The 12,373-nt window shown below is 31.4% G+C and carries 10 protein-coding genes; 3 read left to right on the forward strand and 7 right to left on the reverse strand.

Translation table 11 applies throughout. The annotated features are described in order from the left end of the window. Positions 1-2: 2 nt before the first annotated feature. On the forward strand, positions 3-3,200 hold the full coding sequence (locus ABEB23_RS03990; protein WP_348811080.1) for a type I restriction endonuclease subunit R: 3,198 nt from the start codon (positions 3-5) through the stop codon (positions 3,198-3,200). A 40-nt stretch (positions 3,201-3,240) separates the two neighbouring features. Here ABEB23_RS03990 and ABEB23_RS03995 read toward each other — a convergent pair whose 3' ends face one another. Beyond that, on the reverse strand, positions 3,241-4,515 hold the full coding sequence (locus ABEB23_RS03995; RefSeq protein WP_348811081.1) for a hypothetical protein: 1,275 nt from the start codon (positions 4,513-4,515) through the stop codon (positions 3,241-3,243). 368 nt (positions 4,516-4,883) lie between these two features. Between ABEB23_RS03995 and ABEB23_RS04000 the strand changes: the two genes are divergently transcribed. Then, positions 4,884-6,503, forward strand: coding sequence for a reverse transcriptase domain-containing protein (locus tag ABEB23_RS04000; RefSeq protein WP_348811082.1), 1,620 nt, complete (start codon positions 4,884-4,886; stop codon positions 6,501-6,503). 118 nt (positions 6,504-6,621) lie between these two features. Beyond that, positions 6,622-6,873 carry a helix-turn-helix domain-containing protein gene (locus ABEB23_RS04005; RefSeq protein ID WP_348811084.1) on the forward strand — a complete coding sequence of 84 codons (252 nt, stop codon included), beginning with the start codon at positions 6,622-6,624 and terminating at the stop codon, positions 6,871-6,873. 129 nt (positions 6,874-7,002) lie between these two features. On the opposite strand, the gene ABEB23_RS04010 is transcribed toward ABEB23_RS04005, so the two are convergent. The 6 genes from ABEB23_RS04010 to ABEB23_RS04035 form a co-directional block, all read right to left on the reverse strand. Beyond that, on the reverse strand, positions 7,003-7,953 hold the full coding sequence (locus tag ABEB23_RS04010; protein ID WP_348811085.1) for a DUF6371 domain-containing protein: 951 nt from the start codon (positions 7,951-7,953) through the stop codon (positions 7,003-7,005). A gap of 99 nt (positions 7,954-8,052) precedes the next feature. Next, positions 8,053-9,348: a DUF3987 domain-containing protein gene (locus ABEB23_RS04015; protein WP_348811086.1), complete on the reverse strand. Its 1,296-nt coding sequence runs from the start codon at positions 9,346-9,348 to the stop codon at positions 8,053-8,055. Beyond that, entirely contained in the window at positions 9,329-9,766 is a 438-nt protein-coding gene (locus ABEB23_RS04020) for a hypothetical protein (protein WP_348811087.1), read from the reverse strand. The genes ABEB23_RS04015 and ABEB23_RS04020 overlap by 20 nt, the downstream gene beginning before the upstream one ends. Before the next feature lie 29 nt (positions 9,767-9,795). Then, a complete protein-coding gene (locus tag ABEB23_RS04025) occupies positions 9,796-10,131 on the reverse strand; it encodes a helix-turn-helix domain-containing protein (RefSeq protein WP_348811088.1) in 336 nt (111 codons plus the stop codon). A gap of 202 nt (positions 10,132-10,333) precedes the next feature. Further along, a complete protein-coding gene (locus ABEB23_RS04030) occupies positions 10,334-11,239 on the reverse strand; it encodes a hypothetical protein (protein WP_348811089.1) in 906 nt (301 codons plus the stop codon). Further along, entirely contained in the window at positions 11,229-12,365 is a 1,137-nt protein-coding gene (locus tag ABEB23_RS04035) for a site-specific integrase (RefSeq protein ID WP_348811090.1), read from the reverse strand. The genes ABEB23_RS04030 and ABEB23_RS04035 overlap by 11 nt, the downstream gene beginning before the upstream one ends. Positions 12,366-12,373 lie beyond the last annotated feature (8 nt).

Here is a 12,373-nt window from a genome sequence, read left to right on the forward strand (position 1 = left end):
ATATGAGCTACGAATATTCAGAAGATGCCCTTATAGAACAAGCCACTCACGATGTATTGGAAGAGTTGGGTTGGAAAGTGGTTACCGCATGGACAAAAGAAACTTTTGGCGAACAAGGTTTATTAGGCCGTGAGAACAAATCGGAAGTCATTCTAAAACGCTATGTTATCCAGGCTTTGGCTAACTTAAATAGCGATTTACCTATTTCTGTCTATGAACAGGCGTATGAAATTCTGGCTCAAAAAGTCGCCGATAAAACCTTGGCGAGTATCAATAAGGACAAGTATGAGTTGCTCAAAAACGGGATTCCCGTAGTCTATACCAACGTTACAGGCGAACTAATAAAAAAGAAACTCAAAATTTTTGATTATAATAATTACGCCAACAATCATTTTTTAGCGGTCCGCCAATTAGAGATTGTCGGAGAATTGTACAGCCGCCGTCCTGACGTAATTGGGTTTGTAAATGGCGTTCCTTTAGTTTTTTTCGAATTGAAAGGCCACCATACCGATTTAAGAAATTCCTATAACGACAATATAAAAGATTATAAAGATACCATTGCACAGGTGTTTCATTCCAATGCATTTATTGTATTGAGCAATGGTGTGGATAGTAAAGTAGGTACTGTTACAAGTCCGTACAAATTCTTTTTGGATTGGAAACGTATTGAAGAAGAGCAAGAAGGAGTGGTTAGTTTAGATACTATGCTTCGAGGTACTTGTGCACCGCATCGTTTAATGGATTTGTTTGAAAACTTTTTATTATTTGATGAAAATAGTGGAGACGTGGTCAAATTGATGGCCAAAAATCACCAGTATATTGGAGTAAACAAAGTATTAGAAAACGTTAGAAATATTGAAGATCTTCAAGGAAAATTAGGAGTTTATTGGCATACGCAAGGTAGTGGAAAGTCCTATTCTATGGTTTTTCTCTGCGAAAAAGTACATCGTAAATTTGGAGGTGCTTATACATTTTTGATTGCTGTCGATAGAACAGAACTGGAAAATCAATTATACGATACTTTCTCCGGAGCAGGTATAGTAAACGATAAGAATATTGTTGCAGGTAAAAAAACAGGGATCTCAGGAAGAGATCACCTTAGGGAATTGCTCGCTGAAAATCACCGTTATGTGTTTACCTTAATCCATAAGTTTTCTATTGATCCAGAAAAAGAAACAGAATATCCGCTGATTACAGATCGTAAAAATATCATCGTAATTTCAGATGAAGCGCATCGTACGCAAGGTGGAACCTATGCCAGAAATATGCGTTTTTTCGGTTTACCAAACGCTTCATTTTTAGGTTTTACGGGTACACCTATCATTAAAGACGAAGAAGAATTAACAAAAAATATTTTCGGAGAATATGTCTCGGTTTACGATTTCAAACGTGCTATCGAAGATGAAGCTACACTACCATTACTCTATATTAACAGAGGAGAAAAATTAGGGATAGACAATCCTGAGATGGATGAAAAAATGGCTGATGTATTGGAAGACGAAAATATTGACGAAGATAAAAAGAAAAAATTAGCTTATTTATTTCAAAAAAATTACCCAATCCTTACCGCCGAAAGCAGATTGGATGACATTGCAAAAGACTTGGTTTGGCATTTCAACGAAAGAGGCTATCAAGGAAAGGCTATGTATGTGGCACTTGATAAACCAACAGCAGTGCGCATGCATCAATTGGTCATTAAATATTGGACTCAGTATTTAAAAGAATTGGAAGGACGGATTTCAAAAGCACAAGACCAACAAGAAGTACAAGAGTTACGACGCAAATACAATAAGGTTGCAGAAACGGAAGTTTGCGTGGTGGTGAGCAGCGAGCAAAATGAAGTGGATAAATTCCGCAAAATGAATTTAGACATTGAGCAACACCGTCGTAAAATGGTGGAGCGCAATCTGGAAAAGGAATTTAAGGATGTAGAAAATCCCTTTAGATTAGCCATTGTTTGCGCCATGTGGATTACTGGTTTTGATGCACAATGTGTATCAACGGTCTATTTGGATAAGCCAATCAAAGGCCATACGTTGATGCAAACCATTGCGAGGGCAAACCGCGTTTATGATGATGAAAAAGAAAATGGCTTGATCGTCGATTACGGAAACGTTTATAAAAAACTAGAACAGGCTTATTCTATTTACGGAGAAGGTGGTAAAGGTAAAAGTGCAGGCAGTGGAAAAGCTGTTGAGGAAATTGCAGATCTGGTAAAGGAATTGAAAAAGGGTGTCAAAGAAGTTGAGGCGTATTTGATAACGTTAAATTTCAAACTCTCAGATCTATTTGATGTAAAGCCAATGGACAAAATAGGTTTGTTAAAGAAGGCAGCTGATTGCATTTGCTTAAATGAAACGACCCGCACCAGTTTTGAAATGATGGCTCGTTCTGTGTTTAGAAAATACAAAGCATTATTTCCAGAAGAAGAAGTTAAGCCTTACATCAAAGAGTTTAATGCTATTGATGCCATTTACAGTTTACTAAATCAAAATGTAAAATCGGCAGATGTGACCGAGATTATGATGCAGTTGCAAAGTATTGTGAACGATAGTGTGCACTTGAAAAAAACAGAAGCAAATGAACCGAAGCAAGAAGTTTATGTTGATTTAAGTAAATTGGATTTTGAAAAGTTGAAAGCAGCTTTTGCAAAAGCGCCAAATAAAAATACGGTAGTCTATGATTTACAACAGGCCATAGATCAAAAACTACAACAAATGCTGAAAGAAAATCCGTTACGTTTGGATTTTTATGAGCGATACAAAGAGATTGTAGCCGAATATAATATGGGTAAATCCTTAGAAGATACCATTGCCACGTTTGACAAACTGAGTAATTATGTTACAGATTTGACTTTTGAGGAGCAACGAGCCATTAGAGAAAATCTTACGGACCAAGAGACACTGGCCATTTTTGATTTGCTTAGAGAAGGCAAAGAGCTTGAAGGTAAAGACCTCAAACAAGTTAAAAAAGTAGCTCAGGAAACACTTGAAAAACTGAAGGCTGAGAAATTGAAAATTGACCGTTGGAGAGAAAAAAGAGAAGTTACGGCACAAGTAAAAAGTGAGATTTACAATCAATTGTTATGGCTTCCTCAAGAAGTTTATACCGATGAAGAAGTAAGCCTTAAAACGGTTACGATCTATCAACATATCTATTCTAATTACTATGGTGCCGGGAATAGTGTGTATCAATCCTAAAAAACGGAGGATTTAAACCTCCGTTTTTTTATAAATTAAGTTACTTATTATCAGTTAAAACCATTTTTTGCTCTTGATCGGAATCTTTAAAATTTTCAGAATCTTCAAAATAACAAGAATTTAATGCTTCTATTTTCAGTATACCGTCTTTAATTCTGAAATGCCTCTCCTCTCCATTTCTTAGTAAGCAATCGGCTATTACGATTTTTTCTTTAATATATTCTTTAACAAAAATGACCCTTCTTGTCACCCTTCCCAAAACATCGCTATAGGTTATTCTGTAGTATTGTCCTTTATCAAATTCATAATCTTTGACAGATGTAAAATCTTGTTTGTCTTTTTTATACTCTGGCACTTTTTCTAAAATAATATCATCAAAACTGGTATGAGTACGTTTTAAATCTACTTTAGATAAATCTATTTCAGAATAACTATTCTTGAAAAAGTCAAAATATTTCAATTTATATTTATAGTGATTAAATATTAAATCAATTCCTTGAATATAAGTATGATTTATTTTAACCTTACTTTCAAGCTCAATAGGTTGATCTAAATTTAATCGCAATAATTTTTTGTCTAAAATGAAATTTTTTACACTATCTATAGAGAAATCTTCGTGAATTAGGTTCATAGCTTCAATTGGCAAAAAATCTTCTGAAAAAGCACCTGATGAAGGATTGTACCATTTGCACTTTAACAAGAAAAACGATCTTATTTTCTTTTGATTCCCAGTCTTTGGATTGTAAGTTGTTTTTTCATCATTTGGTTTTACATCAATCACCGTTAACACTGGCGGTACAAAATCTAAATGCGCGTTAATCTTTTGAGAGGATTTGTTTTCGTTTTTTTCAAACGTTGACTTCTGTTTTCCTAACTCATAATCACAGGATTTCAAAATTACCTGACGATTTAAGTAGTCTTTTTTTAGCCTAGATAATGATGTGTTTTTAGGGGTTTTTATGCCTATACTATTCAAATCACTTTCATCTCTGGTGTTTATTTCACCCGATTTTTCATCCAGAGTAATAGCAGTCCCGTCAACATCGACCTTCTTTATAATAACTTTTAATTGATCCGGATTAAACCAATAACTCTCGAATTTATGAGTCTTGTGAGAGTAAAAGATGCATTTTATTTGCTTAGTTTTTTTTTCTCCTGTTTCAGTATCAAACTCTTTAGAATTGTTTAGTATTTCAGTAACAACTAATAACGGAGGTGTCATCAGTGCAAGGGCTGATATTTTAACTTCCGTGTTTCCGTTTGCGTATGGATGGTTTTTTAGAGTAAGGATATCTCCAATTTTGATAATAGGCATATGTTTGATATGTAGTTGATAAAAGACAAACTTAATAAATAAAATCCTATATTTGTTTGCCTTGTGCAGAAAAGCAGATTTTTTACAACTAGTTAGGACTAAAGGGCATTTAGCTTTACTGAATATTTGAGATATTCAGGTTCAGGATTTATTCAAGGCGGCCTCCATGAGAACACCTAGAATCGATACAAATATACTAATAAATAGTTCCATATCAAATTTAGTTAGTTGGTGTGTAATGTTCAGTATATATTTACGAATAAATACAATGACTCAGTAATTGGGTACTAGTCCGGCTCTTAGGAGTGTTATGTAAAATATATATCATTATTGCTTGGCTTTATGCACAAGGTTTTTTTATTACAAAAATGACACAAATACCCGATTGGTTAAAAAATAAAGGTTATACGCATTTATCTCCAAGTTTAAAAATTGGCGAGAATTGGCGTACTTATAAAAGACAGATTGAAAACAAAACATTTGTATCCCAATATGCTTTCTACCCGTTAATTCATTCCTTTATTCAGGAAAGAAAATATAAAAATGCTGACAGCGGCAATCACTCTACATTAGGCCGTTCTCATAAGCATATTCACAAAGAAACTAAAGAAACTGAAAGAACTGCTAAGACCAGACCACTACATTATGCAAGTCATTATGATGCTCTAGTTTATGGGTATTATGCACAACAGTTGAATAAAAAGTATGAGGAAAAATTAGGTCAAGTTTCCGGATTATCTGATAGTATAACAGCCTACCGTAAACTTAAAATAGCCGAGGGTTACGATAGAGGAAAAAGTACTATCCATTTTGCAAAGGATGTTTTTGATGAGATTAAAAAAAGAGCCTATTTCAAAGAAGAAGTTGCTGTTTTAGCTTTTGATATTAAAGGTTTTTTTTCTTCCCTAGATCATAATATTCTAAAACAAAAATGGGCATTTACTATTGATAAGGAAAAACTTCCAAATGATCATTATAATGTTTTTAAATCTTGTACGAATTTCAATTATGTACTTTTAGATGATTTGAGAAAAAGAAAAACAAAATCTTTAAGAAAATCAGGTTTTGACGAGAGTAAACTAGCTACAATTAGGCGAGAGAAAGGGTTTAAGTGTTTTTTTGAGTCTAATAAAGATTTTAGGAATCATATTAAGCAAGGAAAGTTAAGGGTTTATAATAATCCTTTCCGAAAAACTTCTTCAAATGGCAAAAAGATTAAAATAGGTATTCCCCAAGGACTTCCTGTTAGTGCAGTTTTAGCGAACATTTATTTATACGATTTTGATAAATCTATAATATTAGATTTGGTTAATAAAAGAGGTGCATTTTATCGAAGATACTCGGATGATATTATTCTAATATGCAAAGTTGAAGATATTGATTTTACAAAAAATTATGTCGAAAATTTAATTTTGGAGAGTGAAGTAAAAATAAGTACTGAAAAGACCGAAACTTTCATCTTTAAGCAGATTAATTATAATAGATTAGGTCAAAGTAGACTTACTTCCGTTAAAATAAACAAGGACAACACTCGTTCAATTGGTTCTCCTTTAATTTATCTTGGTTTTGAGTTTAGGGGTCATAATGTAGTTGTAAAATCAACAAATTTGGCAAAATACTATAGAAGATTAATTAGTATTGTCAAAAGAAGAGCAAAAAGGGTCAATAAAGTTATTGCAAATGATCCATTTCAAAAAAGAGCAATCTATATCAATCAAATTAAAAAGCTTTATAATAAACCTTTACGTGAATTAGATTCTGAAAATAGAGAACTAAAACAAAATCAACGCAATAAAACAGTATTAGAGTATAATGAAAGAGGTGAGTATTCAATGATTTCATCTGAGTATACTCCTAAAAGGAGGAATTCTAATTATATGGGATACATAAAAAGATGTATCGATATATTTGAAAGTGAAATTTTTCATCATCAAGTTAGAAAACGCAAGCATATAGTTTACTCTGCCATTAAAAAACATCTTAAATAATCCCCGCTCTCCGAAATATCCTCACTTTGAAATTATTTTCTCTGGTTCAATACTGGAATAACATTTTTTTGTTAAATTCTAATAATTGATCTATGTAGTTTTTAATTTTGCAATAAAAATGGAAAACCCTTTTGAGATTATTTTAGAGAAATTGAATAGTATTGAGAAAGCAATAGAAAAGCTAAATGGATCGACAAATAATGATGATGCATTATTATCTCCAATTGAAACTTGTGAGCTGCTCAATATCAAAAGAACTACGCTTTGGAAATGGACAAAAATAGGAAAGCTGACCAGCTATGGTATTGGTAATAAGGTTTATTATAAGAAAGGGGAAGTCTTGAATAGCCTAGTTAATATCAATAAATAATAAAGTGCTTGTATTGAATAAACGTTGTTATGAAAATCAAGTTTTTGCGATGCGAGTTTGTATGTCTTTTTAAATAAGGTTCTACTTTTGTTTAAAACTTAACTTTATTTCTTCAAGTGTGAATTATGATTATTCGGATATAAATCTCCTAAACACATCTTCTAAATCATCATTATAAATTCCTTCGGTTTTCAATTGCTCGTCTGTTTTTCCTTTAGTCATATCCCATACTTTTGCATTAATTCCCATTGTAATTAGAAGTGGAATTTTGTCATAAATCACATTCACTGCACTTTCGCTCATGTCTGGGATAATCAAAACGGTATGACCGATTAAGGGTTTTAGTTTGTTTTCAGTAAGACCATTGATTCCACAATAGGCTACCCAAATATATTCTGGAAAATGAATGTATCCTACAATGGCAGTTTTTTCACTTTCAACGAGTATAATAGTTTTTCTTCTTTTTAATTCATCATAGATAAGGTGTTCTCCAAAAAGACAAGCATAATAACCGTCTTCATTTTTATAGGGAACTTTAAAATGATTTGTTCTTTTTCCGTTTTCATTGTAGTAAGTGATTTTGGCTTTCTGAACTTTTAAGTCAGAATTGATATTCCAAAAAACTGTCCCTCCATCTTTATTGGTCCCTATGACATAGGTTTCTTTTGCATCTTCAACTTTTTCTTTACCATAAGTTTTGCAAAGGTATTGCAAAAGATTGTTCTCTGGAATTGTATGGAAGTACCGCCAAATAGTACTTTCCGGAATATATTTTATATCCTTTGCAAAGTTTTGTTCCTTTTTTGCAATTCCTTTGCAAATGCTTTGTAAAGGGATTGCAATGGATTCATATTTATTTTCAATTTCATTCCAAGTATATTCAAGGCCTTTTTCATCTTTGAATATAGTAGGAGGTAGGGTCGTTTTACCACAAGAATGACAATATCCATAAATTTCGGGTAAGTCAACATAAGTCGTAAATTTGCCATCTTTATTACTTTTGTTACAGCATGGAGTCGTCAAATTTAGATCCCTTTTTGGACTATATTTATATTCTATAATTACTTTATATAATGCCATTTATTTCATTTTATTTATGCAACTTGCAACTTCTTGTTTTATTTAAAACTGTTATAAGTTGTTGAATGTGTGTTGTTTATTATTGGTTCGATTAAAGTTTTAAGTTGCAGGTTGCATTGCGTTAATTATTTTATTCCAATGCCTAGAAACAGTTCCTTTGTCCTTTCCTGTGATTGTTACAACATCTTTTTGTGTTGCACGATTTTTTATAGCGACTTTGATAATTTCATCAATAGTAACTTCTTTATCCGTTTTGGAAATATTTTCTTCAAGGATGATTTTGAAATTGGTAAAATAAAATTCATTGATTAGAATTGCTGTTTCCAATGTTTTAATTGCAATGGGTTTTCTAAAATCACTGGTTGAAGCATTTTCGATTAAATGAACCAGAAGGGTTAACTTATGAATATTGATAAGCATTTTAGCCATGTATTCACGACTGTAATCCAATAGTCTATTTTGCTTGTTTATTAAGTCTTGTGAATATTCAAACATTCTATTTTGCGCTTCGGTATCAAGTGTCAATGTAATGCAATCCATTTCGGGAGTAGTTTCAATATCAATTCTATAATTCAATAATTTTAGAAGAGATTCGGAGTATCTTTCTAATGTTACATCCGCTACTTTATGAAGTGATAGCATATTGTTGGAGGTTAATTTCGTTGTAAATAGAAATCGATCAATCAATCCACTTTCTAAGTTACCATCAGCAAATAATTTAGGGATAAATTGGTTTTGAATAGATCCCATTAATGTGGGATAGGATTTTTCAATTCTATAACTATCGGTTGTTTTTCTGGAAATGTCAATATGTTTATTAGTGTTTCCCTGCAAAAAAAAGGTACGCCAAGCTGATCCTTCATTACTAGTTTTACTCGCCATTTTTTGCACCAAATTAAAAAGCTCATCTATGAAAATCCCAATAGAATATGGATTTTTATGATGTACATACAAAGCAGATTCGATAGTAGCATCTTGTAAAAATAATTGCTTTCTAATGAAATCAGAACTTGGGTCGTCCTGTTTGTTTATATTAGCTTCTTGATAGCTTTTGTGATCATATAAATGTAATGGAGCTGTAGCAATATCCATTGCAGGGGATTTGATATCCCCTCGGCTACCTACAATGGCAAAATACAAATTGGAGTAATTTGTGTATCCTAAAGCATGAATCGAAAAAGCGAGCCCTGCGGCATTGCTGTAAGCAAATAAAATAGAACTCAACAAGTATTCTTTTGGAATTCGTTGATGTATAAATGCGTCTTCAATAACATTCTTAATATCTGAAGGCATTAATGATATTATTTGTACTAACTGATTTTTAGCTATTTCTTTATTTGTTAAAACTGCGCTATCAATGCTGTTTTTTATATCGTTAATACTTTTGATGTCCATGACTTGTTGGTTTAATTAAGTAAACAATATTTTGTGTTTGCAAATCATAAAATGGTCTAGCACCATCAACTCTACTGGGGATATTTTTTATCGAATGATATCGGGTCATTAAAAGGTTCTTAACTTCTCTGATGTCTTTTTTAGTTGCCGGTTTATTTTCTTCCTTTGTAAAAAGACTAGTAGCAAGATTTACTGCAAGAGTTCCAGCAGCCGCATTTCCAACTCCGGCCCAATTCATGCCTTTTGATTTTTTTTCTTCTGTATTTTTATTTTCTGTAGAGGGTAAGTTTAATCCTTGAATCTTTCTAATTACAAAAGCTCTGGTTCTACAACTGTTACTGCAAAATTTTTGTTGTTGTCGTCTATTAGGCTTGTATTCTTTACTACAATACTGACATGTATATAAATATTTTTCCATTGTTCGTTATTTTTACGTTAGATTGACGATTAAAACAATCTGTTTTTAGATAAATATTCTTCGGCTCTTTTTTCTAGTTCAGATTTAGATTCTCGCTTTCCACTTTTAATCCATTGCAAAATTTCAGATTTTAGAAAGTAGAGACGCTTTCCTCTTTTGTGAAAAGGGATTTCTTTTTGATGGGTCAATCCATAAATAGTTGCTTTGCTTAAGTTGATTATTTTGGCTGTTTCATCAATACTCAAGAAGGCATCCTCGTCAGAAGTTTTTGAGGGATTAATTGCCTTTAAAATGTTTTCTGTAATCTGATCAGTCAGTACTTTTATTCCTGCTTCTGTGATCATGTAAATTTGATTTGTTTCCATGAATCAATATTCCAAAATATACCGAGTGGAAATTTGTGTGGTTTTAAATGTGGTTTTATTTATTTTAAAAACCTCAATAAAATAGGCTTGTACAGAGTGTTTTTGTTGAAAAAATAAAACCTAATTGATGTTTTTAAAAAACATCAATTAGGTTTGTCGAGACTTTTGTATGGTAAAAAGCTTGTTGTATTTTGTGTTGTTTTTACTTCATTTTAATTTTGTCACTTTTATAATGCTCATTGTTGAGGATTGTTTTGATATATTTTGTTGTTTGAGGAAGTTGATAAATTTTTATATTATCTACTAAAGTTGAGAGAAAAGTAATTTTTTCTGTTTTTTCAAAATGATTTAAACCTTTTGCCAAAATTTTGTAATTATTAGAATCTCTGAAATTTTTCCCGAAACAATATTTGTCTTTAAAATCAATAAGTGAATTTAATCGAATTAATTCAGTATATGGTAAATTGAATAAACCATTTTCTTTTTTCTCTTCTTTTTTCTCTTCTTTTTTTTCACTTAAAGCAATACACATTATATGAAATAAAAAAGATTTTTCATCTTCTTTCAAATTATTGTAGTCAATATTTATTTGAGACTTTGATTCTGCTTCATGGGGTGTTTTGTTTATAGATCTGTTCTGGATGATTAAATTTTGTTTTGGTATTTTAAAATTACTAAAATTATTTTCTTCATACAATTTTTGATATTGATTCAAATTCTCTTGAAATTTTTTAACAACGTCAATTAAACCTTTTAAAGCTCCAAAATCACTCAAAAATTTATTAAACGAATAATTAGGGGGTAATTGATCATTCTTTATTTTTAAATATGCTGGATAGACATTGTTTTTTAGGGTTAATTCTTCGTTGTTCTCAGTATAATCAAACATTGAATTTACAAATATTGTGTCTAACTCATTTAATGAATCAAATAATCGGATGTTACTCTTTTTTGAAATTAATATATTTTGAGTTTCAAGTATAATATTTGAATTTTTATAAAACACTAATGATTTAGCCTTTGATTTTATTAATGCTTCTTTGATTTTTATTTCCCCAATAGCATAGGTTTTATTATAGAAATATTCATAGTATTTTTTATATTCCATCTAGTTTTAAGTTTATACGGTTAGCAGCAACTATTTTATTCTTGTCCATAATTTTTGTGTAAATCTGAGTAGTCGAAACGTTTTTATGACCTAGAAGTTTGGAGACGGTGTAAATGTCTGTTCCATTAGCTAATTGTAAAGTGGCATATGTATGTCTGAAATTATGAAATGAAATTTTCTTTGTTATTCCAGAATCAATCAGCCATTTTTTTAGTGGTCTTGTTATCTCGGAATATTTCACTTCCCCAAAAACAAGCTCATTCTCTTTGGGTTGTAAGTTTATAATACTCAGAACGCTTTCAGATATTGGATGATTATATAAATTACCCGTTTTCTGTTCTCTTACTTTGATGTAATCACCTTGATGAATATCAGAATAAACATTACAATAGGGTAAGGTTTTAATATCAACAAAACGCAATCCTGTTAAGGCTGAAAAAATAGCCATATGTTTTAGTTTTGGAAAACTACAGTCAGTTTTCCATAAAATTTCCAATTCTTTTTCGGATAAGTATTCTCGATAGGTTTCTTCTTCTTTTATATATTCAGTTTCTTCTGCAATGTTGTGTTCTATGATTTTGTCCTTATAAGCCTTTTTAAGAACCAATATGAAATTTTTGTAATAAGAAGACGCTGTGTTGATAGATAGTTTTTTTGCGTTGGTTCTTAAATTTTGCGTTTCAAGTAAAAAAGTCCTGTACTTTTTAACATGCTCTTCATTTAAAAAATGAGATTGCAATTTGTCTCCTGCAAAAGCCTTAAAATAGTTCAATGATGCATTCCAACCGGAATAATTTGATTTTGTTCCATTGTTGTAGTAGTCATCAACTATAGAGGCGTAAAATTCGATAAAATCAACATTATAAGTAATGTTTTCTTTAAAACCATATTCCTTATCTCTAATTTGTGTAAGTCTTTTGGCACGTACCAAATCGGCAAATTCCAATGTAGATTTATTATGTGTTTTTTCAATCTCATCTTTAGGTTTGTCAAAAATTTGAAGACCTAAAAACTCCCTTCTGGATTCTTTTCCAGTTTTAGGATTAATAATAGCGGGAAAGTAGTCCAAGAACAAACTTGACTTGTTGTTTGCTAATGCTTTTTTTCGGAGGGTAACATTTGCCATATTTTTTA

It is taken from the genome of Flavobacterium maritimum (genome assembly GCF_040049085.1).
Taxonomy (GTDB): Bacteria; Bacteroidota; Bacteroidia; order Flavobacteriales; family Flavobacteriaceae; genus Flavobacterium; species Flavobacterium maritimum.